The organism is Streptomyces sp. NPDC002133 (assembly GCF_040296405.1).
Lineage (GTDB): Bacteria > Actinomycetota > Actinomycetes > Streptomycetales > Streptomycetaceae > Streptomyces.
Genome location: NZ_JBEOXF010000013.1, coordinates 50,746 through 75,143, shown reverse-complemented (window position 1 = coordinate 75,143; position 24,398 = coordinate 50,746). Strand labels below are relative to the sequence as shown.

Here is a 24,398-nt window from a genome sequence, read left to right as displayed (position 1 = left end):
GGCGGCGTCACCTCTCCAAAACGAGCGCGAGGCCCTGCCCGACGCCGATGCACAGCGTGGCGAGGCCCGTGCCGGAGCCTGCGGCGGCGAGCTGGTGGGCCACTGCGCCGGTGAGCCGGGCACCGGACGCGCCGAGGGGGTGCCCGATGGCGATGGCGCCGCCGCGCGGGTTGACGACGGCCGGGTCGAGCCCCGGCCACTGGCGCAGACAGGCCAGCGCCTGGGCGGCGAAGGCCTCGTTGAGCTCGACGGTGTGCAGGTCGCCGAACTCGCGGCTGGCCTTCTTCAGGGCCCGGCGGACGGCCTCGACCGGGCCCGCGCCGAAGTACTGCGGCTCGATGCCGGTCACGGCCGACGCGCCGATGCGGGCGAGCGGTTCGCGGCCGGTGGCGCGCAGTCCGTCCTCGTCCACGAGCAGAAGCGCGGCGGCGCCGTCGTTGAGCGGGGACGAGTTGCCGGCGGTGACGGTCCCGTCCTTGCGGAAGACCGGCTTCAGCTTGGCGAGGGCCTCCGTCGACGTGCTGTCGCGGATGCACTCGTCGCGCGCCGGCTCGACGCCGTGGACAGGGACGACCTCGCCGTCGTACAGGCCGTCGGCCCAGGCGCGGGCCGCGTTCCGGTGGCTGGCGAGAGCGAAGGCGTCCTGCTCCTCGCGCCCGATGCCGTACCGCTCGGCGAGCAGCTCCGCGCCCTCGCCGAGGCCGACGGTCCACTCCTCGGGCATGCGCGGGTTGACCATGCGCCAGCCGAGGGTCGTCGAGTGCATCTGCTGGTGTCCGGCGGGGAAACCGCGCTCCGGCTTCTGCAGCACCCAGGGCGCGCGGCTCATCGACTCGACGCCGCCCGCCACGGCGATCGACGCGTCTCCGACGGCGATGGCGCGGGCGGCCTGGATGACGGCCTCCATGCCGGAACCGCAGAGCCGGTTCACCGTCGTGCCCGGCACGGTGACCGGCAGGCCCGCGAGCAGCACGGCCATGCGGGCCACGTCGCGGTTGTCCTCGCCGGCGCCGTTGGCGTCGCCGAAGAAGACGTCGTCGATACGGGACGGGTCGAGCTCGGGCGTGCGGGAGACGAGGGCGCCGAGGACTCCCGCGGCGAGGTCGTCGGGACGTACGCCGGACAGGGCGCCGCCGTACTTGCCGATGGGGGTGCGGACGGCATCGACCACGTACACATCGCGCAGACGGTCGGTCATGTCAGCTCAGCTCCAGTCTTGTCTCGTACGTCGTCGGGGGTGACGCCCGGCGCCGTCTCGACGAGGGCGAATCCCTCGCCGGTCACATCGAGCACGCCCAGGTCGGTGATGACGCGGTGCACGCATGCCCTGCCCGTCAGCGGCAGCGTGCACACCCGGACGTGCTTCGGCGAGCCGTCCTTGGCCGTGTGGTCGGTGAGGACGACAACACGGCGGGCGCCGTGCATCAGGTCCATCGCGCCTCCCATGCCTGGCGGGCGAACTCCTTGTTCCCGCCGATGTACGAGCCGGTGACCCGGGCGATGCGGCCCGCGGCGAGCAGAATGGCGAGGCCGCCGCCGTCGACGCCGCAGTTGTTGGAGACGACGCTCAGTCCGCGGACCCCGCACGCGTGCACCGCCTCGATCAGTACATTCGGCACACCACTGAGGCCGAAACCGCCGACGGCGAGCGACGCGTGATCCGCGATGCCGGCGACCGCGTCCGCCGCGGACCGTTCGACCTTGTCCATGGGGCTTCCGTTCGATGCCTGTCGTGCGACGTCTGTCGTGTCACGCCCGTCGTGCCCGTTCGCCAGATGAACTAGAGTTCATGAACGACTCGCCCTGAGTCTGCGTGCACCGGTCACGCATGTCAACGCCCTGGAGATCCGATGCCGGCCACGCCCCCTGACGAGGCCGTAGGTCCGCTGATGCGCGGCATCGCCGTACTGTGCGCGATCAGCGACGCCGGCGGCCGGGTGCCCCTCAGCGAGCTCGTCCGTACGACCGGGCTGGCCCGCTCCACCGTCGACCGGGTCGCCGCGACCCTCGCGCGCATGGGTTACCTACGCCTCGACGGCCATGAGGCGAGGCCGGCGCCCCGGCTCATGGAGCTGGGGAACGCCTATCTGGCCGCCGTCGGTCTGCCGGGCCCGCTCGGCCCCCTCGCCGAACGGCTCGCCGACGAGCTCGACGAGTCGGTGTCGCTCGCCGTGCCGGACCGCGACGGCATCCGCTTCGTCCACCAGTCCACGCTTCGGCGTGCCATGTCGCTGACCTTCCGCATCGGCGACCTGCTGCCCGCCGAACGCACCGCGCCGGGAGCGCTGTTCGCCGCTGCGTGGACGGACGAGGAGTGGGCGGCGTGGCGCCGCGGAGCGGGCCCCGGGACCGCGCCCGGGGAGGACTTCGGGGAACGGGCCGCCCACGCCGCGGAGGACGGCTGGGCACTGGACGACCAGCTGATCGAGCCCGGACTGATCGCCCTCGCGGTCCCGGTGCACGACCCGCAGGGGCGGACGGTCTGCGCACTCAGCATCGTCAGCCACACCAGCCGGCACAGCGCCGACTCACTGCGCCGCGCGCTGCTTCCCCGCGTCCGCGAGGCCGTGACGGCGATGGAGCACGAGCTGCGGCAGGCGCCGACCGCCGCCGGGCCGACCGTGGCGGTCGGAGCCGCCGAGAGCACCGCCGGGCAGGGCCTTGCACACTGGACCGCCGCGTCCAAGCAGGAGCTCGGCGCGGAGTTCGTGGAGTCGCTCGCCCGCGGGCTGACCGTGATCACCGCCTTCGGCGAGGGCCGCGCGGAACTCGGACTCACCGCGATCGCCGAGGCCACCGGCCTCGCCCGCGCCACGGCGCGCCGCGCCCTCATCACGCTGGAGCACCTCGGCTACGTCACCTCCGATGACCGGGCCTTCCGCCTCACCCCGCGCGTGCTCGCCCTCGGTTGCCCCCCGCTCTCCCGGACGACACTCCCCGACATCGCCGTCCCGCACATGGCGGAACTGGTCCGCCATGTCCACGACTCCGCGTCCCTGGCCGTCCTCGCCGGCGACGACATCCGCTACACGGCCCGCGTCGCCACCGAACGCATCATGAGCGTCAACATCACCATCGGCACCCGTTTCCCCGCGTACGCGGCGTCGATGGGCCGCGTCCTCCTCGCCGGCCTCCCCGAGGACGAGCGCACGGCCCTCATCGCCCGCAGCGAGCCGCGCGCCCTGACCCCCCGTACCGTCACCGACCCCGCCCGGCTCGCCGCACTCGTCGACCGCGTCGGCGACGAGGGCTACGCCCTGGTCGACGAGGAACTCGAGGAGGGCCTGCGGTCCCTGGCCGTCCCGGTCCACGACCACACGGGCCGCACCGTCGCCGCGCTCAACGTCGCCATGCACACGACCCGGCGCACCCCGGACGAGTGCCTCACCGAGGTGCTCCCACAACTCCGAGTCACGGCCGCCCACATCGAGGCCGATCTCCACGTCGTGGGCCGCTTCACCCGCATCGCCGAGGTCTGACGTCAGCTGATCCAGAAGTCCCACCAGCGGGTCAGGACCAGCATCCCGATGCCCCCCGTCCACATCACCGGCGGCACCCAGCCGAACTCGCGCAGACCGCGGCGCAGGCCCGCCGGAGCCGGGAGCATCCGGTGCTCGACGGTGTGACGGGTCACGTAGCAGAACAGAAGAATCGTGGCGACCCAGGCCAGCGAGCACCAGAGACACAGCGCGCTGATGCGGTACAGCGACTGGAACTGGAGCCAGGTGCAGAACGCGACACCGAAGAACGCGCCGGCGTTGAGGGCGAGCCAGAACCAGCGGCGGTAGCGGGCACCCGCCAGTAGCCCCGCGCCGACGCCGATCACGACGGCGTACGAGACGAGGCCCAGCATCGGGTTGGGGAAGCCGAAGGCCGCGGCCTGCTCACTCTTCATGATGTTGCCGCAGGACACGACGGGATTGAGGCTGCAGCCGGGTGTGAAGCCCGGGTCCTCGAGCAGTCTGAACTTGTCGATCGTGATGACCCATGACGCGAGCAGCCCCGCCGCGCCCGTGACGATCAGCAGCCACGCGAACCCGCGGCTGCCGCCGACGGCATCTGACGGTGTGTCGTCCGGTGCCTGCGCCGGACGCGGAATGCGCGTCCTCGTACGTGTCTCCATACCGCTCTCCCTCTCCCCCGCCCTGCTCAGGCAGACCAGGAAAGATCGTTTCGACGACCCTCGCCCACGTGGACCGATGCGCGCACGCAGTAATCGACCCCCGCCCAACGCGACGGATCGTCAGATTCCGATTAGCGTCGGATCGACCCGACCCGTGCAGCGAGGAGCTCGATCATGAAGCTGACGCTTCGCCACATAACACTCAGGCTCGCCGGGGCCACCCGGGAGGTCGCGCACCCCGCGGCCGCCCGCCCGGCGAGCCGACCCCCGCATATCTGATCCGCCAGGCATGACACGGCCCGGCAGGCGGCCCACCGGCCGCCCGCCGGGCCCTTTGACGTGCGGATCGCGGCGCGGTTCATCCACTCAGCTGACGCACCGGCAGCAAACAGTGCGCGGCCCTGACCAGCATCTCCTCGTCACCGACGAAGTTCCGCAGCTGCTCCTCGGTGACCGGCACCCCGGGTGCCGCCTGCGGCCAGGGGCGGGTGGCGAAGAGGAAGTAGACGTGACCCCGCTCCCGGACCGCCGCAAGCCACTCCGGCGGCACCGGGCACTGGGCACTGAGATGAGGCATCGTCAGCACGGCCTGACCCGCCTCGACGAGAAGGGTCAGAGGGAAGCCGACGGCTTGCGCGGCGTCCACGTACTCGGTGCCGACCGGCAGCCCCACCTCGTCGAGCAGCTGCCGGGCGGCGACCTCCACCCCCTCGGGGCCGAGGTCGCCGTCACCGAGGGAGTACGCCAGCAGGAACGGCATGTCCCGCTCGTCGTCGGGGTGTTCACCGCTCCAGGCGATGACGCCGAGGGTGCCCAACTGGGCCGGGCGGAAGGCGCGCACGGCGCCGGAGGTTGAGGTCACCGTCGGACCTTAGCGACTTACCGGGATCCTCCGGGCGCCCGCGTCACCTGCGCGGGGGAGTCCCGCCGCCGATTACTCCGAAGGTGTCGGGCTCGCTCGCCCGTACGGGATCGATGCAGTGGCAGTACGGGAGCGGCCGATCGCGGACCGGCCCCGCGCAGGAGGGACCCGCGGGCCCGGCGCCCCTCCGTCGGCGCAATGCCCCAGATTCATCCGGGTGAATCCACGACCGGCCGCGCGGCCGCCCCCGGTACGCGACCCGGCCGACCACCCCCGCCGATCGGCGCAAGTTGCTGTGGCACGTCGGTGACCTCATCCTTGAGCACGCCGACGAAATTGCCGAGTTGGAAGCGCTCGATACGGGGAACCTCGATCTTGTCGGCCCAGCCGGCGTAGTAGTGCCAGTGTCCAGCGGCACTGGCCACCTCCAGCCGGGCGAGCGGCAGACGCCGTGAACGAGATCGAGCGCACCACCAGTCGGCGCATCGACACGATCGCGTGACCGGCGCTCAGGCGCCGACCGGAAGCCCGCCGAGGAGCCCCTTCGGGCCGAGCTTCCCCGCGTCGTTCAGATCGCCCGCCGCACCGTTGGCGGTGTGGAGCAGTGAACCCTTCTGCTCCGTGTCCAGCCTCTCGTTCGCCAGCGACCCGGCCGCGGCCGACGACTGGGTCGTGACGGTGTCCAGCGCACCGTTGAGACTGCTCGGCGCGAGGTCGGCGGCGAACGCCGGCGCGGCGGCGAACGCGGCCACCAGGGAACCGGCGACAACCGCGGCAACCTTCATGGGCTTCATCAGTGAATCTCTCCTTCGGCGACGCGTGTCGCGCGCGCAAGTGTCCTGCGGTTCAGGCATATTGCGGATGCTTGCGGCCGCCGCTCTGCCTGCCATTCGGCTACACCTTGTGTAACGATCCCTCGGCGCGTCAGAAACTCCGGAATCCCGGGAATTCCTTCATCCCCACCCGTATGAATTGCCCCGGCCGGATTCTCGTATGAGCTGTCGGGAACGCGTCCGTTCCGGCGACCGAACCTCGTGAAAACACGTCGTGCCGACCCCTGTGCAGGGCCGGCACGAACGGTCGGAGCAGCAGCTCCGGGTCAGCTCTCGGGCTGCGCCGGAGCGACGGCGGGCGTCTGTGCGCCGTCCGCGGGCGGCTGCAGCGACGGCAGACCCTGAAGGTCCGCAGCGGGCAGGTCGCCGCCGTGCAGGGTGGCCGCGATCAGGTTGGCGACGCCGGTCACGACGGCCGTCACTGCGGTGGCCACGGCCTCGGCCTCACCCGACCGGGACGCCTCGACAAGCGCGTCCACGCTCTTCTGCAGCGCGGCGAGCGCGTCTTCCCTCACGTCCGCCGAAGCCGCCTTGTCGTCGCCGGCCGACGGCACGGCCGCCGGTTTCTCGGCCAGGGGGCCCTCGGGCATCTGCGGGATTCCCGGGGCCTCCGGCTTCTCGGCCGCGGGCTTCTCCGGGGCTGCCGGGGTATCGGGGACCGCCGGGGCCTGCGGCGTCGTGGCGGGAGCCCCGACGGCGGCTTCGATGGCCGCCCTGATGGCGGCGGCGTGCTTCGCGACCTCTTCGGCCGAGAGCCGCCCGTCGTCGGCCGCGAGTACGGCCTTGATCAGGTCGGTGACGGGGGTCAGCACACCGCCGAGTTCGGCAAGCACAGCGGCCTGGGCGACCAGGGAATCGGCGTCCGGGACGGGAACGCCGGCGGCGTCCGATGCGGCGATGGCGCCGGCGCGCGGAGCCTGCTTCTGCGCTGCCATGGCGGGACCGCCGGCGCCCAGAACGAGCGCGAGGGAGAGGGCAGTTGTGGTGACGCGGCGCGTTGCCTGAGCACGCATGGAACATCCCTTTCGGTGATCGACGGGTCTTCTGATCACCGTGCGAGGAGCCTCTGCCAGGCGCAACCGTTCGACTCCGGAGCGTCCTCAAACCTGTCCGCGCCCGGTTCATACGTTGGCGCGTTTGCGCTGGTCAGTGCTTGATCCTCGGGTGTGTCACGTAGTCGCGTGCCGACCCCGCCATTCGAGGGACCCCACTGTCGGACACAGCGCAAGGCCGCTCTCCCCGAGATGACGGGGAGAGCGGCCCGAGGGAAACGCGGTGAAGGGCGGTCAGTCGTTCACGCAGAGGTTGCCGAACGCCGGGTTCAGCAGGCCGACGACGTTGACGGTGTTGCCGCAGACGTTGACCGGCACGTGGACCGGTACCTGGACCACGTTGCCCGAGAGAACGCCCGGCGACTGGGCCGCGGCACCCTGCGCGCCGCTGTCGGCGGTGGCGAGGCCGGCCGAGCCCGCAACGGCGGCGGCAGCGACGGTGGACAGGACAAGAGCCTTCGCGGTACGCGACATGGAGAGGTACTCCTTGGTCATTTGTTCAGTGGCCGTGCGTGACTGCCCGGCCACTGCTCCAACGCAGGCGGGGACTGTCAGGTTGCGCGGCCAAAGGGGTGAACACGGGTCGGTCGGCACGAACGCCGGGCCTGGCAGCGAGACACTGCCAGGACCAGACGTCAGGCCGAGCGCCCCGGCCTCGGCGCTCGGAAGCCCCGCAGCCATGAGGTCTGGTAGGTCGTCGACCGGATCAGCCGTTGGCGCAGGTGTTGCCGAACGCCGGGTTGAGCAGGGCGATGACGTTGACGGTGTTGCCACAGGCGTTGACCGGCACGTGCACCGGGACCTGGATGACATTGCCGGAGGCGACACCGGGCGAGCCCTCGGCGACGCCGTTCGCGCCACTGTCGGCGACGGCCATGCCGGCGCCACCCAGGACCAGGGCAGCACCGCTGCCCGCCAGCGCGACCGACTTCGCGATTCGCTTCATCATTGCTTCCTTTCGGATATCCGATGGGGGTACAACGCTCAACGACGATGGGCGACTTCCGGACACGGCTGAACATCAAAAGGATTGATTCGTCGCGCGCCGTCCCCTGCGGCTCGGACCGAAAAACGGTTAGAGTCGCATCCCGGCCCCCGCGTAACACGTGAAGCATTGGCAGATGGATTCCCCCCTTCGCCCGCGAATACGGAGGGCCGGTGAAAGCGTCATTCCAGGGGTGCCGCCTTCCAAGACGCGGGAAATGAAGTTCCGAACTCCACGACCAGAGAACGTGACCGATCTGCGTGTGCTGCCGCATTCCCTTCCGCACGGCCGGCGTCCGGCCGTGCTCCACGTCGTGCAGCCCGTCGACGGCGGGGTCGCGCAGGTCGTCACGGACCTGGTGACGAACCAGGTCCGCGACGGGCTGAGCGTGGCCGTTGCCTGCCCCGACGGCGGCGTCCTGGGCCAGGCCGTACGCGGACTCGGCGCCGACGTCCACCGCTGGCGGGCCGGCCGCGTGCCGGGGCCGCTGCTGCTCGATGAGATCCGGCAGCTCGCCCGCCTGGTGGGGCGGCTGCGACCGCGTGTCGTGCACGCCCACAGCGCGAAGGCCGGCCTGGCGGCGCGGCTCGCCGTGCGCGGCAGGATCCCGACCGTGTTCCAGCCGCACGCCTGGTCGTTCGAGGCCGTCGGCGGGGCTACGGCCCGGCTGGCGCAGCGCTGGGAGCGGTACGGGGCGCGCTGGACGGACCGTGTCGTCTGCGTCAGCGAGGCGGAACGGCGCACGGGCGAGACGGCCGGTGTCGACGCGCACTGGAGCGTCATCCCCAACGGCGTCGACACCGAGCGCTTCCGGCCGGCCCCCGACGTCCGGCAGAGGTCGCTGCCGCCGCTCGTCGCCGACCTGTCCGAGTCCGCGCCGCTCGTGGTGTGCGTGGGGCGGCTGTGCCGGCAGAAGGGGCAGGATCTGCTGCTCGTGGCCTGGGAGCAGGTGCTGCGCAGACTCCCCAACGCCTGTCTCGTCCTGGTCGGGGAAGGACCCGACGAGGAGTCACTGCACTCCTTCGCCTCCGCGTCCGTGCGCTTCGCCGGCGCCGTGCAGGACCCGACGCCCTGGTACCGGGCCGCCGACCTGGTGGTCCTCCCGTCCCGGTGGGAGGGCATGGCGCTCGCGCCGCTGGAGGCAATGGCCTGCGGGCGCCCGGTCGTCGTCACCGACGTCGACGGGGCGCGCGAGAGCCTGCCGCCCGGGCACGCCCTCTTCTGCCTGGCCCCGCCCCGTGATCCGTACGCGCTGGCCACGGCGATGGGAGATCTGCTGCTCAATGCGCCGCTGCGCAGCACACTCGGCCGTCGAGGCCACCACCACGTCCTCTCCGCACATGACGTGCGGCACACCGCGGAGGCGGTCGCCGAGGTGTACCGCGAACTGGTCGGCGGCCGGCCCTGAGGTCCGTCGGAGCAAGCGGGCCGGTGCAGGCCGGTGCAGTCGCGCAGGCGGCAGCCCTGCGAAGACCGAAAGGCCGGGAGAGTCGAGGGGAGACTCTCCCGGCCCGGGGCCACGCAAGTGACGTGCGTGTACGGACGGTTCAGCGGCGGGCGGCAGCCCTGCCGCGCCGGTAGAGCACTCCACCGCCGATCAGCAGACCCGCAGCTGCGGCGCTGGCAGCCAGCATCTCGCCCTGGAAGCCGGTCTCGGCCAGCTGCGGCGCAGGGGCGGCCGGCGTGATCGTCCGGCCCTCGTCGGTGGGTACCGGCGGGTTCGCGATCACCGGGGGCTCCGGGGTCGGCTGGGTCGGCACGCCCGGCACCGTCGGCGTCTCAGGCACGTTCGGCATGCCCGGCACCGTCGGCGTCTCCGGCTCCGGAGGCGACTGCGGCTCCGGAGGCGTCTGCGGCCCCGTGGGCGGCTCCGGCAGCTCTGCGTCACCGTTGACGCAGGTGTTGCCGAAGGCCGGGTTGAGCGCACCGATGACGTCCACGGAGTTCCCGCAGGCGTTGACCGGGACGTGCACCGGAGCCTGGATGGTGTTGCCGGAGCCCACTCCCGGGGAGTCCGCCGTGCCACCCGTCGCCGAGGACCCGGAGGCCGCGTCGCCCGGCTCGTCGGTGTCCGACACGTTCGCACAGTTGTTGCCGAATGCCGGGTTGAGCAACCCGACCACGTCCACGGAGTTCCCGCAGACATTGACCGGGACGTCGATGGGCGCCTGAACGAGGTTGCCCGACAGCACCCCGGGGGAACCTGCGGCGCCCCCGTCCGCCTGGGAGTCGGCGCTGGCGGTTGCGCCGTTCAGAGACAGAATGCTGGTGGCCGCCGCGGCCGTCAGGATTCCCTTGCTGATGACCTGTCGCATCATGTGTGTTCTTCCCGCTCTCAGTTCGAGAACCAGTCCCGGAGCGCACCGGCGGTACATCCCAGGACCGGCAGAAAACGACCCCTAAGGGCTGTGTGCCAGGCCGTACGTCAGTCGGCTGTGCAGAAATTGCCGATCGCCGGGTTCAGCAGGGCGATGACATTGACGGTGTTGCCGCACACGTTGACCGGAACATGCACGGGAATCTGGATGACATTCCCGGACAGCACACCCGGCGAATCAGTGGCCGCACCGGCGGCGTCGGAGTCCGCGAGGGCCGGCGAGGCCATACCCATGGCCAGCATCACGCCGGCGAAAGCCGCAGCGGTCTTCCTGTACTTCATCGGACTTCCTTCTTCTTGCGATCGTGTCGGTGTCATGACGAACCCGCTCGGGCCGCCCACTGACGCACTGCCAACGAGGGTGGTCCGCCGGGAAAGCCGCCCGGGCGGCCATTTCCCTGAGCCCACTCGGACGTCCACCGGACGATTCCTGTTGGTCGATCCGGAAACTCCGGAATCAGCCGTTGCTCTCGCCGTTGCCGGAGAGCGCGGCGATGTCGTTGAGTACGTGCGACAGGGACTCGTCGCCCTTGGCCTGCGTGGAGTTCTCGGTGCACTGCTGGTTCTGCGGGTTGGCGAGGACGTTGACGTCCTGGACCGTGACCGGCACGACGCCGACGAGCGAACCGGCGTTGGCCTTGGCCGGCAGGCCGACGCAGGGCTTGTTGAGCGAGCCCTGGACGAGGGCCATCTGCGGGCTCATGTTGCCGTACGTGGCCTGGTTGCCGTACACCTGCGAGGCGCCGATGCCGCTCTGGGAGACGGTGCCGATGTCATCGCCGATGGCCAGGGCCTGCGGCGCCGCCGCGGCCGAGGCGCCGACGACGGAGGCCGTGACGGCTACCGCAGTCATAACCTTCTTGATCACCAAAACTTCCCTTCCATCCGGAGCGCATGAGCTTGTCCGCGCGCCGGTTCAACTCGTGGGGCGCGGCTTGGTTCTGCGAATTCACCCGGATGGCCCGCAACGATCTCCACGCATCCCGCCGATACCGGCATACGGATGAGCGGGGCTCCGCGACCGCGTTCCGCATTCACGGGCCGCTCGTCATTCCGCCCGGTTCCCTACGCCCTGAGGGGCGAGGGACGGGCGTCGTATCCCTATGTCGGGACAGGCGGTTCGGCGCCGCCCGTTGGAGTGAAGCGGAAGAACCAACTCCGGTGGTGGGAGTTGGTCAGGAGGCTCCGGAATCGGGCCCCAGCGCCTTCCGGTACCCCTCTCACCCCCCAGAAAGGGAATCAGTCGTGATCAAGAAGGCTATGGCGGCTGTCGCCGTGACCGCCTCCGTCGTCGGCGTTTCGGCCGCGGCGGCGCCGCAGGCCCTGGCCATCGGTAACGACACCGGCACCATCTCGGAGAGCGGCACCAACTCCGCACAGCTGTACGGCAACCAGGCCACGTACGGCAACATGAGCCCGCAGATGGCCCTCGTCCAGGGCTCGCTCAACAAGCCCTGCGTCGGCCTGCCGGTCAAGGGCAACGCGGGCTCTCTCGTCGGCGTGGTGCCCGTCACGGTCCAGGACGTCAATGTGCTGGCCAACCCGCAGTACCAGCAGTGCACCGAGAACTCGACGCAGGCCAAGGGCGACGAGTCCCTGTCGCACGTACTCGACGACATCGCCGCGCTCTCCGGCAACGGCGAGAACAACAGCTGATCTCGGCACCGGGCCTCGGGCCGGGCCGTCGCGGTACTCCGCGGCGGCCCGGCCCTTCTGCATGTGCGGCTGCGCGCCCTACCAGCGCGGCCAGCAGGACCGGGATACGACCGTGTTCCATTCGCGGTCGGGGACGCCGGGGACGGTCCTGCCCTCATCGGACCACTGAGCCATGAGTGATGCGTAGATCGGCTCGGCCGGCCGGAGTGCCGGCTCGCTCCGGCTCGCCGGAATCAGTCGCTGCCGTTCCCATCGCCCTTTGTGCTCCGCCATGACCCCAATATCCCCCAAAGCCCCGCCTCGTGGCGCGAAAGAGGAACCATGCGCGCCATGTGCTTCACCTGCTCGCACCGTTCGTGTGACACGTCGTGGCGGGCACGGCCTCGCGCGGGGCCGTTCAGCGCTGTCTGACCGCGCGCAGCACGACGAACTTCGGGTTGCTCGCGACGGTCTCGCAGTTGCCGAAGAGCCGGCGCAGCCGGACGTGGTAGCCGAGATGCCGGTTGCCGATCACCCACAGTTCGCCGCCGGGGCGCAGCGCGGCGCGTGAGCCGGTGAACATGCGCCAGGAGGTGCTGTCGGTGAGGGCCCGGTGGGTGTGGAACGGCGGGTTGTTCAGTACGAGGTCCACTGACTCCCGCTCCAGGCCCGACAGCGCGTCGCCCACGAGGAACTCGGCCTTCGCGGCCGGGCCGGTGTTCGCCCGGAACGTCGCCTCGGCCGAGGCCACCGCCTGGTACGACTCGTCCGTGAAGACCACGTCGGCCTCGGGGTTCGCCACGGCGGCGGCCGTACCGACCACACCGTTGCCGCACCCCAGGTCCACGACCCGGAGCGGGCCGCTGCGCTGTGGCAGGTGCCGGAGGAAGAAGCGCGTGCCGATGTCGAGGCGCTCGGCGCAGAAGATGCCCGCGTGGTTGGTGACGGGGCGGCCGGACATGACGCCGATGTCCGGGGGCAGGTCGTAGCGGCGCGGCCAGCCGGCCGCGGCGGCCGAGGCGAGCAGCTCGGGATCCGGCGTGCAGAAGATCAGCCGCGCCTTCTTCACGGCCAGCGAGGTCCTGGTCGGGCCGATGATCCGCTCGAACAGTCTCAGCGTGGAGGTGTGGATCTCCGTCACCATGCCCGTACCGACGACGAGGGTGTCCGCGTGCAGATGCGGCGCGAGCCGCTGCAGCTGGACCTCGAGGAGGGCGAGGCTCTTGGGCACGCGCACCAGCAGGACGTCGATCCGGTCCGGGGGCGAGTCCTGGGTCGACAGCAGCCGTACGCCGTCGGCCTCGGCCGGCGTGCTGTTGCGGGCCAGATTGGCGCGGGTCGCCTGCTGGGTCAGGTACGAGTCGGTGATCTGCACGGGCCGGTGCGCGGCGAGCGCGGTGGTCAGGGCACCCCAGCGGTCGCCCAGAACGACGACGGTGCCGGCGGGCTCTTCGCCCTCCAGGTGGCGCAGCAGGTACTCGTCGGAGGCGTCCCAGGCGCGGAGCTGGTCACGGGGGTCCTCGGGAAAGCGCGTGAGGCCGAGGTCGCCCCATGACGTCGTGAAGGTGTTCATCGTCCTTTCAGGCTACGCGGCGGCTACGAGGCCGCCTTCGTGAGCTCCGCCGCACCGAAGGAGACGTCGAAGCGGTCGCACCAGATGGCGACGCTGGAGTACGTGCCCAGATCGACGTCGGCGGGCAGCGCGTAGTTCTGGTCGCCCTTGTTCCCTTTGAGCTTGCCGAGGCTGACGTACGCGCCGTCGTCGAAGACGCGCCAGCCGGCCACGCCCTCCTTCACCGGTGCGTCGGTGAGCCAGACCCGCAGGTCGGGGCCGTTGCTCGTGTCGAGGCCCTCCAGCCGGAGCGTGCGTGAGCCGTCCGGGAGCTCGACGATCCTGACCGTGCCCTTTGTGGCGTGCTCATGACTGATGAACGAGCCCGAGGCGAGGGTCACGGGGGTCGCCGGCGAGGAGGGCGCGGAAGCGGCCGTGTCCGGGGTGGCGGAGGCGGCCGGGGGCACCGCGGCCGGAAGTTCCTCGCGCACGGTCCGGTCGACGAACAGCTGCCACGGCTGGAACCAGTACAGGCCGAAGCCGAGCGCCACCGTCACCACTGCCAGGCCGATGGCGACGGCCGGTTTCCTCAACACTGCTGCTGCCTTCATGCCCCCATTGAAGCGGGGTCCACGCCCCGGCGGGCCTTTTGGCCGGTGACGGAATTCTTACGGCGGGCCACGGTCCGGCAGGCAGGTGCGGGCATGGGCGCGTTTTCACCGGAAGCCGGCCCTAGTCGTCGCCCTCCAGGTCGCCCTCGGTCTCCAGGAAAACCTGCCGAAGCGCCTCCAGCACCGCAGGGTCGGGCTTGGCCCACATACCGCGGGACTCCGCCTCCAGCAGGCGTTCGGCAATGCCGTGGAGCGCCCAGGGGTTGGCCTGCTGCAGGAACTCGCGGTTCTCGGGGTCCAGGACGTACGCCTGGGTGAGCTTGTCGTACATCCAGTCGGCGACGACGCCGGTGGTGGCGTCGTAGCCGAACAAGTAGTCCACGGTCGCGGCGAGTTCGAAGGCACCCTTGTAGCCGTGGCGGCGCATCGCCTCGATCCACTTGGGGTTGACGACCCGCGCGCGGAAGACGCGGGACGTCTCCTCGACCAGCGTCCGCGTACGGACCGTCTCGGGTCGGGTGGAGTCGCCGATGTACGCCTCGGGCGCGGTGCCGCGCAGGGCGCGGACGGTGGCGACCATGCCGCCGTGGTACTGGAAGTAGTCGTCGGAGTCGGCGATGTCGTGCTCGCGCGTGTCCGTGTTCTTCGCGGCGACCGCGATCCGCTTGTACGCCGTCTCCATCTCCTCGCGCGCCGGGCGTCCTTCGAGCCCGCGGCCGTACGCGTAGCCGCCCCACACCGTGTAGACCTCGGCGAGGTCCGCGTCGGTGCGCCAGTCGCGGGAGTCGATCAGCTGCAGCAGGCCGGCGCCGTACGTGCCCGGGCGGGAGCCGAAGATCCGGGTCGTGGCGCGGCGTTCGTCGCCGTGCTCGGCGAGGTCCGCCTGGGCATGGGCCCGTACGTGGTTGACGCCGGCGGGCTCGTCGAGCGAGGCGGCGAGCCGTACCGCGTCGTCGAGGAGTCCGATGACGTGCGGGAACGCGTCCCGGAAGAATCCGGAGATGCGGAGCGTGACATCGATGCGCGGGCGGCCCAGCTCCTCGGCCGGGACGGGCTCCAGGCCGGTGACGCGACGCGACGCGTCGTCCCAGACGGGCCGGACCCCGAGCAGGGCGAGGGCCTCGGCGACATCGTCGCCCGCCGTACGCATCGCGCTCGTCCCCCACAGGGAGAGGCCGACGGAGGTCGGCCAGTCGCCGTTGTCGGTGCGGTAGCGCGTGAGCAGCGAATCGGCGAGGGCCTGGCCGGTCTCCCAGGCGAGGCGGGAGGGGACGGCCTTGGGGTCGACGGAGTAGAAGTTGCGGCCGGTCGGCAGGACGTTGACCAGTCCGCGCAGCGGCGAGCCGGACGGGCCGGCCGGGACGAAGCCGCCGTTCAGCGCGTGGACGCTGTTGTCGAGTTCGTCGGTCGTGGCGGACAGGCGCGGGACGACCTGGCGGGCCGCGAAATCGAGGATGTCGGCGACGGCCGGTCCGTGCCCGTCGGCCACGGTGGCGACGGCGGCCGGGTTCCAGTCCGCCGCCTCCATCGCCTCGACCAGCGCGCGGGCCGTGGCCTCCGCCTCGTCGGCGGTCGTGCGGGTCGCGGCGGACTCGTCGAGGCCGAGGGCCTCGCGCAGTCCGGGCAGGGCCTGGGTGCCGCCCCAGATCTGGCGGGCGCGCAGGATCGAGAGGACCAGGTTGACCCGCTCGGGGCCGGTCGGCGCGCCGCCGAGTACGTGCAGACCGTCGCGGATCTGAGCGTCCTTGACCTCGCACAGCCAGCCGTCGACGTGGAGCAGGAAGTCGTCGAAGCCGTCGTCGTCGGGGCGGTCGTCCAGGCCGAGGTCGTGGTCGAGCCTGGCGGCCTGGATCAGCGTCCAGATCTGGGCCCGGATGGCGGGCAGCTTCGCCGGGTCCATGGAGGAGATCTGCGCGTACTCGTCGAGCAGTTGCTCCAGGCGTGCGATGTCGCCGTACGAGTCGGCGCGGGCCATCGGCGGCACGAGATGGTCGATGAGCGTGGCGTGCGCCCGGCGCTTGGCCTGGGTGCCCTCGCCCGGGTCGTTGACCAGGAACGGATAGACGAGCGGCAGGTCGCCGAGCGCCGCGTCGGGCGCGCAGGCGGCGGACAGGCCGGCGTTCTTGCCGGGCAGCCACTCCAGGTTGCCGTGCTTGCCGAGGTGGATCATCGCGTCGGCGCCGAAGCCGCCGTCGTCCTCCGCGGCCGCGATCCAGCGGTAGGCGGCGAGGTAGTGGTGCGAGGGCGGCAGATCGGGGTCGTGGTAGATCGCGATCGGGTTCTCACCGAAGCCGCGCGGGGGCTGGATGAGGATCAGCAGGTTGCCGCGCCGCAGGGCGGCCAGCACGATGTCGCCCTCCGGGTTGCGGGAGCGGTCCAGGAACATCTCGCCCGGCGCCGGGCCCCAGTGCTGCTCCACGTGCTCGCGCAGCTCCTGCGGGAGCCTGGCGTACCAGCGCCTGTAGTCGTCCGCCGGGATACGGACCGGGTTGCGGGCGAGCTGTTCGTCGGTGAGCCAGTCCCGGTCGTGGCCGCCCGCCTCGATGAGCGCGTGGATCAGCTCGTCGCCGTCGCCGGAGACAAGGCCGGGGATCTCCTCCGTGCCGAAGTCGTAGCCCTCGTCGCGGAGCCGGCGCAGCAGGGCGACGGCGGACGCGGGGGTGTCGAGGCCGACGGCGTTGCCGATGCGGGAGTGCTTCGTCGGGTACGCGGACAGGACGAGCGCGAGGCGCTTGTCGGCGTTCGGGATGTGGCGCAGCCGCGCGTGCCGTACGGCGATCCCGGCGACGCGGGCCGCGCGCTCGGCGTCGGCGACGTACGCGGGCAGGCCGTCCTCGTCGATCTCCTTGAAGGAGAACGGGACGGTGATGAGGCGGCCGTCGAACTCGGGGACCGCGACCTGGCTCGCGGCGTCCAGCGGGGACAGGCCCTCGTCGCTCTCCTCCCACGTGCTGCGCGACCCGGTCAGGCACAGCGCCTGCAGGACGGGCACGTCGAGCGCGGCGAGCGCGCCCGCGTCCCAGGACTCGTCGTCGCCGCCGGCCTGTGCCTCGGCGGGCCTGGTGCCGCCCGCGGCGAGGACGGTGGTGACGATGACGTCGGCGCCTCGGAGCCGGTCCAGCAGCTCGGGTTCGGGGGCGCGGAGCGAGGCGACGTAGAGGGGAAGGGCCTGACCGCCCGCGTCCTCGACGGCGTCGCACAGGGCGCCGACGAAGGCGGTGTTGCCGCTCATGTGGTGGGCGCGATAGTAGAGGACCGCGACCGTGGGGCCGGTCGTGCTGCGCGGGGTGCGGTCGAGGGGGCCCCAGGTGGGGGCGGGCGCCGGCGGCTCGAAGCCGTGGCCGGTGAGCAGGACCGTGTCGGAGAGGAACCGGGCGAGCTGCTCCAGGTTGGCCGGCCCGCCGTGCGCGAGGTAGGCGTGCGCCTCGGCCGCGATGCCGATGGGGACGGTGGAGGCCTCCATCAGCTGAGCGTCGGGGGCCTGTTCGCCGGTGAGGACCACCACGGGCCGCTCCTGCGCGAGCAGGGCGTCGATCCCCTCCTGCCAGGCACGGATACCACCGAGGAGGCGTACGACGACGAGGTCCGTGCCGTCGAGCAGCCCGGGCAGCTCCTCCTGCGCAAGGCGGGAGGGGTTGGCGAAGCGGTAGTCGACCGGGCCTGCGGCCGCGCGGGCGCTGAGCAGGTCCGTGTCGGAGGTCGACAGCAGCAGGATCGTGGGCGTCGCCAGGGGCGTCGTCGCGTGCGTCATCGCGTGCGCAGGCCTTCCTCGGGGTTTCCGCGCCCCGGGTGGTCGTCGTCGGCGGGAGTTCCTGACTCACCCGGCCTCCGTGTCGAGGCCCGGTTCACAGTGGCGGGACCGCGCCGGATTCTCACCGGGCTTCCTCCCTAGGGTCCTGGGACCCTGTGCCGTCTGCATAGTAGAGGCTGCCCGCTGCCGCCGGGGCGGTCACCTCGGAGGAGCTCGAAGGACGCGGGCGGGGACGTGGGAAGGACGTGGGTATGCTCGCCGCCATGCCGCCGACACCACCAACACCCCCGGACCGGGGCGAAACCCGCATACGGGACCGAGGCGATGCCTGCCCGGGTGCGTTGCGGCTGCATACGGCCGACGACGGCGGACTGGCCCGACTCCGGGTACCCGCAGGTGTTCTGACAGCTCGTCAGGTCGATGTCCTGGCCGCGTCCGCGGAGGCGCTGGGCGACGGTGCGCTGAGCATCACCTCGCGCGGGAACGTGGAGCTGCGCGGCCTCGGCGAGGGCTGCGGGGCAGAACTCGCAGCGCTGCTCCGGAAGACCGGGCTGCTTCCCTCCGACAGCCATGAGCGGGTACGGAACGTGGTGGCGTCGCCGCTCGCCGGACTCGACGGACTCGGCTGTGCCGACGTGCAGTTGTGGGCACGCGAACTGGACGAACTGCTGTGCGCGAGCGACTGGGCGGCCGGGCTTTCGGGGCGTTTCCTGTTCGCGCTGGACGACGGGCGCGGGGATGTGGCGGGGCTCGGTGCGGATGTGACCTTGCTCGCAGAGCCGGGAGGTGCGGCGGTCCTGCGCGTCGGGCCGCAGGCCTTCCGCGTCCGCACCGCTGACGCACCGCGTGCCGCCCTCGCCGCGGCCGAGGCGTTCCTCGCCGCGGCGAACGCGGCGGGCACGGGGGCGTGGCGGGTGCGGGAGCTGCCCGCGGGTCGGGACGTGGCGTTGGGGGCGTATCTGGAGGCGGCGGGTGTCGCGGCGGAGCTCTTCCCGTTCGGAGCCCGTCCGGCGCTCGAGGACGGACATCCCGCGGGCCCCCTCCCCGGGGTCGCCCAAGGGGCCGAAGGCTGGGCGCTGTCGGTCGGAGCGCCGCTCGGACGGCTCACCGTCCGCCAGGTGCGGGCGCTGCTGCCCGCGCCCGGGGGCGAGGTACGGCTCACTCCGTGGCGCGGGGTCGTCGTGCCCGGCTTCGCGGATCGCGACGCGGCCGATGCGCGGCTCGCCGCACTCACGCGGGCGGGGTTCGTCACCGGCCCCGACTCCGCCTGGTACGGCGTCGGCGCCTGCACCGGCCGGCCCGGGTGCGCCAAGTCCCTGTCCGACGTACGGGCGGACGCGGCGCCGGGCGGCCGGGGCGGCGGCCTGCCCGTGTACTGGTCCGGCTGCGAGCGGCGCTGCGGGCATCCCCACGGGGCGTACGTGGACGTGGTTGCGACGGGCGGCGACCGCTACGAGGTGAACGGCTCGCCCGTCACCCGAACTGCACTGGCCGACGCCGTGACGGCGGCGTCACGTACGAGGAAATGAGCGACAGCACCGTGTTCGACTACGAGAAGGACGGCGCGGAGATCTACCGCCAGTCCTTTGCCACCATCCGCGCCGAGGCCGACCTCTCCGCGCTCCCGGCCGACGTCAGCCAGGTCGCGGTGCGGATGATCCACGCCTGCGGCATGGTCGACCTCGTCCGCGATCTCGCCTACTCGCACGCCGTGGTGGCCCGCGCCCGCGAGGCCCTGCGCGCCGGCGCACCCATCCTGTGCGACGCCCGGATGGTCGCCAGCGGCGTCACCCGCAAGCGGCTGCCCGCCGACAACGAGGTGATCTGCACGCTCTCCGACCCGTCCGTGCCGGCACTCGCCGCCGAGCTCGGAACGACCCGGAGCGCCGCTGCCCTCGAACTGTGGCGCGACCGCCTCGAAGGCTCGGTCGTCGCCGTGGGCAACGCGCCCACCGCACTCTTCCGGCTCCTGGAGATGATCGAGGAGGGCGCGCCCCGTCCGGCGGCCGTCATCGGCGTCCCGGTCGGCTTCATAGGCGCCGCCGAGTCCAAGGAAGCGCTCGCCGGGCACAACAGCGGCATCGAACACCTCGTGGTACGCGGGCGGCGCGGCGGAAGCGCCATGGCCGCGGCGGCGATCAACGCGATAGCGAGTGAGGCGGAATGAGCAGCGGGATGACGACCGGGAAGCTGTACGGAGTGGGGCTCGGTCCCGGCGACCCGTCCCTGATGACCCTGCGCGCGGCCGAAGTCGTCGCGGAGGCGGACGTCGTCGCGTATCACAGCGCCCGGCACGGCCGTTCCATCGCCCGCTCGATCGTCGCGAGGCATCTGCGCCCCGACCACATCGAGGAGCGCCTGATGTACCCGGTCACGGTCGAGACCACCGACCACCCCGGTGGCTACCGCGGGGCGCTCAACGACTTCTACGAGGAGGCGGCGGAGCGCCTCGCGGCCCATCTCGACGCGGGGCGCACCGTCGCCGTGCTCGCAGAGGGCGACCCGCTCTTCTACGGCTCGTACCAGCACATGCACAAGCGGCTGGCCCACCGCTATCCAACCGAGGTGATCCCCGGGGTCACGTCGGTGAGCGCGGCCGCGGCACGGCTCGGGAAGCCGTTGTGCGAGGCGGAGGAGGTCCTGACGATCATCCCCGGCACGCTGCCGGAGGAGGAACTGACGGCCCGTCTGGCCTCGACCGACTCGGCCGTCGTGATGAAGCTGGGGCGTACGTTCCCCGCGGTGCGGCGGGCGCTGGAGCGCGCGGGGCGGCTGGACGACGCGCGGTACGTGGAGCGCGCCACGATGGACGGCGAGCGCACGGACCGGCTGGCGGACGTGGACCCGGAGTCGGTGCCGTACTTCTCGGTGGCGGTGCTGCCGAGCCGTGTCGACGAGGTGCCTCCGGCCGCGCGTGCCGAGGGTGAGGTCGTCGTCGTGGGCACGGGACCGGCCGGTCCGCTCTGGCTGACGCCCGAGACCCGGGGCGCGCTCGCCGCCGCCGACGACCTGGTCGGCTACACGACGTACCTGGACCGGGTGCCGGTGCGGCCGGGCCAGTGCCGCCACGGCTCCGACAACAAGGTGGAGTCGGAGCGCGCGGAGTTCGCGCTGGACCTCGCGCGGCGCGGGCGGCGCGTGGCCGTGGTGTCGGGGGGCGACCCCGGCGTCTTCGCCATGGCCACGGCGGTGTTGGAGGTCGCCTCGCAGGAGCCGTACGCGGACGTGCCCGTACGCGTCCTGCCGGGCGTCACCGCGGCGAACGCGGCGGCCGCTCGCGCGGGCGCTCCACTGGGCCACGACTACGCGACGATCTCGCTCTCCGACCGGCTCAAGCCGTGGGAGGTCATCGCGGAACGGCTGCACGCCGCGGCCGCGGCCGATCTGGTGCTGGCCCTCTACAACCCGGGCTCGCGCAGCCGCACCTGGCAGGTGGCCAAGGCCCGCGAGCTGCTCCTGGAACACCGCGCTCCCGACACCCCGGTCGTCGTCGCGCGCGACGTGGGCGGCCCCGAGGAGAGCGTACGGATCGTGCGCCTCGGCGAACTGGACCCGGCGGTGGTCGACATGAGGACGCTGCTGCTGGTCGGTTCCTCGCAGACGCGCACGGTCAGGCGAGGCTCGGACGACGGCGAGGGCGAGACCGTCGTCTGGACCCCGCGCACGTACCCCGTCTAGCCCGGGCGGCACACGCCGCGCGGGAGATCGGTTCGCGGCCAGGACTTCGCGGGCGGCGCGGTCCCTGGCCTCGAGCACCACGACCTCACGCCCGGCCCGGGCGAGCTGCCCCGCGGCCGCCAGTCCCGCGAATCCGGCGCCCACGACGCACACGTCCACTGCCATCCGCTCCATGACCCACCTCCACGGAGCAGCCTCGCTCGCCGGGGCCCGCGGCGCCCGGTGGGGGATCCGGCCGAGCGGGAAGGGTCCGGCCGGGTGGCCCGGACGGGGAACGGTGAGCCCGCGTCCGGTGTCGGCCGGCCTCAGACGCCGATGAGCTCGTCCAGGCCCGCCTTGATCTGTTCCGGGGTCACCCCGCGCTCGGCCGTCAGATGGTGGAAGAGGCTCGGCACGAACGGCGCGAGCAGCAGATGGGCCAGTACGGCCGCGTCCGCGTCGGGTCGCAGCTCCCGGAGGAGCATCGACACGTGCAGGTGCATGGCCGGGTACGGGCCGCTGGTGTAGCGCGCGGCCGGTGACGCGGCCTCGGCGGCGAGCATCAGTGTCTGCTGCGCGGCGACGTGATCGGCGAGCGCGTGGAGGAAGGACCGCAACCGGTCGACGGCCGGGGCGCCGGGGCCGAGCGGGGGCGGGCCGCTGAGGAAGCCCTCCTGGAACTGGCGCTCGCGGTCGTCGAGCAGCGCGAACAGCAGCTGCACCACATCGCCGACACGCTCCACCACTGGGGCTCGATCATCGTCTCGCCGGGCTACACCAGCCCCGTGGTCTACGGCGCGGGCGGCAACCCGTACGGCACCTCCCACCCCGGCGGCGCCGGCGCCCCGTCCGACGAGACCCTCGAGGCCGCGCGCTACCAGGGCGAGCGCCTGGCGACGATCGCGGCACGGCTGGCCGCGGGCGCGCGGTAGCACGGATGAGCGAGCCCGGCGGGAGCGGACGCGATCCGGTCCGGCCGGCCCCGGACGCGACGCACAACTGACGCGCCGGGGCCGATGCCGTCCCGGATCCCGTCAGGGTTTCGGGGAGGGGCGGGGCGGGGGAACGACCCCCGGCCCCACCGGGGCACTTCGCCCCACCACCGACCCCGCACGGTCGATGCACACCACGTCCACCGTGACCGGCGCGCCCCGGAGCACGCCGAGCGCCTGGTCGCGGGCGGCCGCGGCCACGAGGTCGCCCAGCGGTACACCGCGCGCGGCGCACATCTGCAGGGCGGCCAGGCCGGTGTTGGCGGTCGCGACCTCCTGCGACAGCGCCTCGTCCGCCCCGCCCGCCCGCGCCAGCTCCGCCAGGAAGCCCTTGTCGACCTGGGAGCGGGCGGAGTGCAGATCCAGATGCCCGGCGGCGAGTTTCGACAGCTTCGCGAAGCCGCCGCAGATGGTGAGCCGCTCCACCGGATGCCGGCGTACGTACTTGAGCACCGCGCCCGCGAAGTCGCCCATGTCGAGCAGGGCGTCCTCGGGGAGCCCGTACAGCGAGACGACGGTCTTCTCGGACGTGGATCCCGTGCAGCCCGCGACATGGGTACGGCCCGCCGCCCGGGCCACGTCCACACCGCGCCGGATCGAGTCGATCCACGCCGAGCAGGAGTAGGGGACGACGATCCCGGTCGTGCCCAGGATGGACAGCCCGCCCAGAATGCCGAGCCGTGGGTTCCACGTGGAACGGGCTGTCTCCTCGCCGTGGTCGACGGAGATCGTGATCTCGACGTCGGCGGCTGTGACGCGGTGCCGTGCCGCGACCCGGGCGACATGATCGCGCATCATCTGACGCGGTACGGGATTGATGGCGGGCTCACCGACATCGAGCGGCAGTCCGGGACGGGTGACGGTGCCGACGCCGGGACCGGCCCGGAAGACGACGCCGGAACCCGCCGGCAGGAGCCGTACCGTCACACGGACCAGCGCGCCGTGGGTGACGTCGGGGTCGTCGCCCGCGTCCTTCACGACGCCCGCCATGGCGTACCCGTCCGTCAGCTCCTCCGCGGCCAGCGCGAATGCCGGGGTCTGCCCCTTCGGCAGCGTGATCGTCACCGGGTCGGGGAAGTCGCCGCCGAGCAGCGCGGTGTACGCGGCGGTCGTCGCGGCGGTGGCGCAGGCACCGGTGGTCCAGCCGGGGCGCAGGCCGGTGTGCTTGAGTTGGGCGTCCCGCCCACCACCGGCCTCACTCATCGGAAGACCTCATGGACCGCACGCACATCCTCGTCCTCGGCGGTACGACGGAGGCCCGCGCCCTTGCCGGGGCCCTGCACGCCCGCGGGGTGCGGCTGACGACGTCGCTCGCGGGCCGGGTCGCGGCGCCCAGGCTGCCCGAGGGCGAGGTGCGCATCGGGGGCTTCGGCGGGGCGGAGGGCCTCGCGGCGTGGCTGCGCGGGCACCGCGTGGACGTGCTCATCGACGCCACCCATCCTTTCGCCGGGACGATCAGTTTCAACGCGGCGCGAGCCGCAGGCCTCGCCCATGTTCCCCTGCTGGCCCTGCGCAGGCCCGGGTGGGCCCCGGTCGAGGGCGACATCTGGCACTCCGCGGGCTCCCTGGAGGAGGCCGCACGGGCCCTGCCCGCGCTGGGCCGGCGGGTCTTCCTCACCACCGGCCGGATGGGCCTCGCGGCCTTCGCGGACGCGGACGACGCGCTCTGGTTCCTGGTCCGCTCCGTCGACCCGCCCGAGCCCCCGCACCCCGCCCGGATGGAGGTCCTCCTGGACCGCGGCCCCTTCACCCTCGACGGCGAACGCGCACTCCTGCGCGGCCACCGCGTCGACGTCCTGGTGACCAAGGACAGCGGCGGCGCCGCGACGGTTCCGAAGCTCACCGCGGCCCGCGAGGCGGGCGTCCCCGTGGTGATCGTCCGCCGCCCGCCGGTTCCGGACGGGGTGCCGGTGGCGACGACGCCGGAGGAGGCGCTGGCGTGGGTGGACGGCCTCGGCCCGGTCTGAC

Annotated in this window: 24 protein-coding genes, 2 pseudogenes and 1 riboswitch; of the genes and pseudogenes, 8 read left to right on the top strand and 18 right to left on the bottom strand. The window is 72.4% G+C overall.

The window, feature by feature from the left end; all coding sequences use genetic code 11:
- Positions 1-7 precede the first annotated feature (7 nt).
- Positions 8-1,198: a thiolase family protein gene (locus ABT078_RS16325; RefSeq protein WP_351228103.1), complete on the bottom strand. Its 1,191-nt coding sequence runs from the start codon at positions 1,196-1,198 to the stop codon at positions 8-10.
- Positions 1,195-1,709 (bottom strand): annotated as a pseudogene (locus ABT078_RS16320) (CoA-transferase). Before ABT078_RS16320 ends, ABT078_RS16325 begins: the two are co-directional and overlap by 4 nt.
- A gap of 141 nt (positions 1,710-1,850) precedes the next feature.
- Here ABT078_RS16320 and ABT078_RS16315 point away from each other — a divergent pair.
- Positions 1,851-3,479, top strand: coding sequence for an IclR family transcriptional regulator domain-containing protein (locus ABT078_RS16315; RefSeq protein WP_351228101.1), 1,629 nt, complete (start codon positions 1,851-1,853; stop codon positions 3,477-3,479).
- Between the two features lie 2 nt (positions 3,480-3,481).
- Here ABT078_RS16315 and ABT078_RS16310 read toward each other — a convergent pair whose 3' ends face one another.
- The 7 genes from ABT078_RS16310 to ABT078_RS16280 all read right to left on the bottom strand — a co-directional run bounded on the left by ABT078_RS16310 (position 3,482) and on the right by ABT078_RS16280 (position 7,816).
- Complete coding sequence (locus tag ABT078_RS16310) at positions 3,482-4,123, bottom strand: vitamin K epoxide reductase family protein (RefSeq protein WP_351228099.1); 642 nt, start codon at positions 4,121-4,123, stop codon at positions 3,482-3,484.
- Positions 4,124-4,481: 358 nt separating this feature from the next.
- Complete coding sequence (locus ABT078_RS16305; protein WP_351228097.1) at positions 4,482-4,985, bottom strand: DUF5949 family protein; 504 nt, start codon at positions 4,983-4,985, stop codon at positions 4,482-4,484.
- A 209-nt stretch (positions 4,986-5,194) separates the two neighbouring features.
- On the bottom strand, positions 5,195-5,410 hold the full coding sequence (locus ABT078_RS16300) for a hypothetical protein (protein ID WP_351228095.1): 216 nt from the start codon (positions 5,408-5,410) through the stop codon (positions 5,195-5,197).
- An 84-nt stretch (positions 5,411-5,494) separates the two neighbouring features.
- Positions 5,495-5,779 carry a hypothetical protein gene (locus ABT078_RS16295; RefSeq protein WP_351228093.1) on the bottom strand — a complete coding sequence of 95 codons (285 nt, stop codon included), beginning with the start codon at positions 5,777-5,779 and terminating at the stop codon, positions 5,495-5,497.
- 305 nt (positions 5,780-6,084) lie between these two features.
- Positions 6,085-6,831, bottom strand: coding sequence for a hypothetical protein (locus ABT078_RS16290; protein WP_351228091.1), 747 nt, complete (start codon positions 6,829-6,831; stop codon positions 6,085-6,087).
- A 273-nt stretch (positions 6,832-7,104) separates the two neighbouring features.
- Positions 7,105-7,344 carry a chaplin gene (locus ABT078_RS16285; RefSeq protein WP_351228230.1) on the bottom strand — a complete coding sequence of 80 codons (240 nt, stop codon included), beginning with the start codon at positions 7,342-7,344 and terminating at the stop codon, positions 7,105-7,107.
- A 232-nt stretch (positions 7,345-7,576) separates the two neighbouring features.
- On the bottom strand, positions 7,577-7,816 hold the full coding sequence (locus ABT078_RS16280; RefSeq protein WP_351228228.1) for a chaplin: 240 nt from the start codon (positions 7,814-7,816) through the stop codon (positions 7,577-7,579).
- 295 nt (positions 7,817-8,111) lie between these two features.
- Here ABT078_RS16280 and ABT078_RS16275 point away from each other — a divergent pair, with 295 nt between their 5' ends.
- Complete coding sequence (locus ABT078_RS16275) at positions 8,112-9,263, top strand: glycosyltransferase (protein WP_502981232.1); 1,152 nt, start codon at positions 8,112-8,114, stop codon at positions 9,261-9,263.
- 139 nt (positions 9,264-9,402) lie between these two features.
- Here ABT078_RS16275 and ABT078_RS16270 read toward each other — a convergent pair whose 3' ends face one another.
- The 3 genes from ABT078_RS16270 to ABT078_RS16260 all read right to left on the bottom strand — a co-directional run bounded on the left by ABT078_RS16270 (position 9,403) and on the right by ABT078_RS16260 (position 11,100).
- Positions 9,403-10,170: a chaplin gene (locus ABT078_RS16270; RefSeq protein ID WP_351228226.1), complete on the bottom strand. Its 768-nt coding sequence runs from the start codon at positions 10,168-10,170 to the stop codon at positions 9,403-9,405.
- A 110-nt stretch (positions 10,171-10,280) separates the two neighbouring features.
- Positions 10,281-10,514: a chaplin gene (locus ABT078_RS16265; RefSeq protein ID WP_351228087.1), complete on the bottom strand. Its 234-nt coding sequence runs from the start codon at positions 10,512-10,514 to the stop codon at positions 10,281-10,283.
- Positions 10,515-10,689: 175 nt separating this feature from the next.
- Complete coding sequence (locus ABT078_RS16260) at positions 10,690-11,100, bottom strand: rodlin (RefSeq protein WP_351228085.1); 411 nt, start codon at positions 11,098-11,100, stop codon at positions 10,690-10,692.
- A gap of 377 nt (positions 11,101-11,477) precedes the next feature.
- Here ABT078_RS16260 and ABT078_RS16255 point away from each other — a divergent pair, with 377 nt between their 5' ends.
- The gene (locus tag ABT078_RS16255; RefSeq protein ID WP_351228083.1) at positions 11,478-11,888 is read left to right on the top strand and encodes a rodlin; all 411 of its coding nucleotides are present in this window, start codon (positions 11,478-11,480) and stop codon (positions 11,886-11,888) included.
- Positions 11,889-12,285: 397 nt separating this feature from the next.
- Here the strand turns inward: ABT078_RS16255 and ABT078_RS16250 are convergent, their stop codons facing one another.
- The 3 genes from ABT078_RS16250 to cobN form a co-directional block, all read right to left on the bottom strand.
- Positions 12,286-13,440 carry a methyltransferase gene (locus ABT078_RS16250; RefSeq protein WP_351228081.1) on the bottom strand — a complete coding sequence of 385 codons (1,155 nt, stop codon included), beginning with the start codon at positions 13,438-13,440 and terminating at the stop codon, positions 12,286-12,288.
- Between the two features lie 23 nt (positions 13,441-13,463).
- Positions 13,464-14,030 carry a DM13 domain-containing protein gene (locus ABT078_RS16245; RefSeq protein WP_351228079.1) on the bottom strand — a complete coding sequence of 189 codons (567 nt, stop codon included), beginning with the start codon at positions 14,028-14,030 and terminating at the stop codon, positions 13,464-13,466.
- A gap of 121 nt (positions 14,031-14,151) precedes the next feature.
- Complete coding sequence (cobN, locus tag ABT078_RS16240; protein WP_351228077.1) at positions 14,152-17,781, bottom strand: cobaltochelatase subunit CobN; 3,630 nt, start codon at positions 17,779-17,781, stop codon at positions 14,152-14,154.
- Between the two features lie 37 nt (positions 17,782-17,818).
- Positions 17,819-17,955: riboswitch (cobalamin riboswitch) on the bottom strand.
- A 77-nt stretch (positions 17,956-18,032) separates the two neighbouring features.
- Here cobN and ABT078_RS16235 point away from each other — a divergent pair.
- The 3 genes from ABT078_RS16235 to ABT078_RS16225 are packed head-to-tail and all read left to right on the top strand — an operon-like array spanning position 18,033 to position 21,459.
- The gene (locus ABT078_RS16235) at positions 18,033-19,310 is read left to right on the top strand and encodes a ferredoxin-like domain-containing protein (protein ID WP_351228075.1); all 1,278 of its coding nucleotides are present in this window, start codon (positions 18,033-18,035) and stop codon (positions 19,308-19,310) included.
- Positions 19,307-19,948: a precorrin-8X methylmutase gene (locus ABT078_RS16230; protein WP_351228073.1), complete on the top strand. Its 642-nt coding sequence runs from the start codon at positions 19,307-19,309 to the stop codon at positions 19,946-19,948. The genes ABT078_RS16235 and ABT078_RS16230 overlap by 4 nt, the downstream gene beginning before the upstream one ends.
- 8 nt (positions 19,949-19,956) lie before the next feature.
- On the top strand, positions 19,957-21,459 hold the full coding sequence (locus tag ABT078_RS16225; protein ID WP_502981230.1) for a precorrin-2 C(20)-methyltransferase: 1,503 nt from the start codon (positions 19,957-19,959) through the stop codon (positions 21,457-21,459).
- Between the two features lie 57 nt (positions 21,460-21,516).
- Here the strand turns inward: ABT078_RS16225 and ABT078_RS16220 are convergent.
- Together ABT078_RS16220 and ABT078_RS16215 are read right to left on the bottom strand one after the other, a co-directional pair.
- A pseudogene (locus ABT078_RS16220) lies at positions 21,517-21,624 on the bottom strand (FAD-dependent oxidoreductase); the annotation flags it as partial.
- A 140-nt stretch (positions 21,625-21,764) separates the two neighbouring features.
- Positions 21,765-22,184 carry a hypothetical protein gene (locus ABT078_RS16215; protein ID WP_351228069.1) on the bottom strand — a complete coding sequence of 140 codons (420 nt, stop codon included), beginning with the start codon at positions 22,182-22,184 and terminating at the stop codon, positions 21,765-21,767.
- A gap of 39 nt (positions 22,185-22,223) precedes the next feature.
- Here ABT078_RS16215 and ABT078_RS16210 point away from each other — a divergent pair, with 39 nt between their 5' ends.
- Positions 22,224-22,370, top strand: a complete 147-nt coding sequence (locus ABT078_RS16210; protein ID WP_351228067.1) for a hypothetical protein — start codon at positions 22,224-22,226, stop codon at positions 22,368-22,370.
- 102 nt (positions 22,371-22,472) lie between these two features.
- On the opposite strand, the gene ABT078_RS16205 is transcribed toward ABT078_RS16210, so the two are convergent.
- Complete coding sequence (locus ABT078_RS16205) at positions 22,473-23,633, bottom strand: cobalt-precorrin-5B (C(1))-methyltransferase (RefSeq protein ID WP_351228065.1); 1,161 nt, start codon at positions 23,631-23,633, stop codon at positions 22,473-22,475.
- 11 nt (positions 23,634-23,644) lie between these two features.
- Between ABT078_RS16205 and ABT078_RS16200 the strand changes: the two genes are divergently transcribed.
- Positions 23,645-24,397, top strand: coding sequence for a cobalt-precorrin-6A reductase (locus tag ABT078_RS16200; protein ID WP_351228063.1), 753 nt, complete (start codon positions 23,645-23,647; stop codon positions 24,395-24,397).
- Position 24,398: the final 1 nt, after the last annotated feature.

What these genes read in the sequence shown, in the direction of transcription:
- ABT078_RS16325 (WP_351228103.1), bottom strand. Translation starts at nt 1,198, where the DNA reads ATGACCGACCGTCTGCGCGATGTGTACGTGGTCGATGCCGTCCGCACC.
- ABT078_RS16315 (WP_351228101.1), top strand. Translation starts at nt 1,851, where the DNA reads ATGCCGGCCACGCCCCCTGACGAGGCCGTAGGTCCGCTGATGCGCGGC.
- ABT078_RS16310 (WP_351228099.1), bottom strand. Translation starts at nt 4,123, where the DNA reads ATGGAGACACGTACGAGGACGCGCATTCCGCGTCCGGCGCAGGCACCG.
- ABT078_RS16295 (WP_351228093.1), bottom strand. Translation starts at nt 5,779, where the DNA reads ATGAAGCCCATGAAGGTTGCCGCGGTTGTCGCCGGTTCCCTGGTGGCC.
- ABT078_RS16290 (WP_351228091.1), bottom strand. Translation starts at nt 6,831, where the DNA reads ATGCGTGCTCAGGCAACGCGCCGCGTCACCACAACTGCCCTCTCCCTC.
- ABT078_RS16285 (WP_351228230.1), bottom strand. Translation starts at nt 7,344, where the DNA reads ATGTCGCGTACCGCGAAGGCTCTTGTCCTGTCCACCGTCGCTGCCGCC.
- ABT078_RS16280 (WP_351228228.1), bottom strand. Translation starts at nt 7,816, where the DNA reads ATGAAGCGAATCGCGAAGTCGGTCGCGCTGGCGGGCAGCGGTGCTGCC.
- ABT078_RS16270 (WP_351228226.1), bottom strand. Translation starts at nt 10,170, where the DNA reads ATGCGACAGGTCATCAGCAAGGGAATCCTGACGGCCGCGGCGGCCACC.
- ABT078_RS16265 (WP_351228087.1), bottom strand. Translation starts at nt 10,514, where the DNA reads ATGAAGTACAGGAAGACCGCTGCGGCTTTCGCCGGCGTGATGCTGGCC.
- ABT078_RS16250 (WP_351228081.1), bottom strand. Translation starts at nt 13,440, where the DNA reads ATGAACACCTTCACGACGTCATGGGGCGACCTCGGCCTCACGCGCTTT.
- ABT078_RS16245 (WP_351228079.1), bottom strand. Translation starts at nt 14,030, where the DNA reads ATGAAGGCAGCAGCAGTGTTGAGGAAACCGGCCGTCGCCATCGGCCTG.
- cobN (WP_351228077.1), bottom strand. Translation starts at nt 17,781, where the DNA reads ATGACGCACGCGACGACGCCCCTGGCGACGCCCACGATCCTGCTGCTG.
- ABT078_RS16235 (WP_351228075.1), top strand. Translation starts at nt 18,033, where the DNA reads ATGCTCGCCGCCATGCCGCCGACACCACCAACACCCCCGGACCGGGGC.
- ABT078_RS16230 (WP_351228073.1), top strand. Translation starts at nt 19,307, where the DNA reads ATGAGCGACAGCACCGTGTTCGACTACGAGAAGGACGGCGCGGAGATC.
- ABT078_RS16225 (WP_502981230.1), top strand. Translation starts at nt 19,957, where the DNA reads ATGACGACCGGGAAGCTGTACGGAGTGGGGCTCGGTCCCGGCGACCCG.
- ABT078_RS16205 (WP_351228065.1), bottom strand. Translation starts at nt 23,633, where the DNA reads ATGAGTGAGGCCGGTGGTGGGCGGGACGCCCAACTCAAGCACACCGGC.
- ABT078_RS16200 (WP_351228063.1), top strand. Translation starts at nt 23,645, where the DNA reads ATGGACCGCACGCACATCCTCGTCCTCGGCGGTACGACGGAGGCCCGC.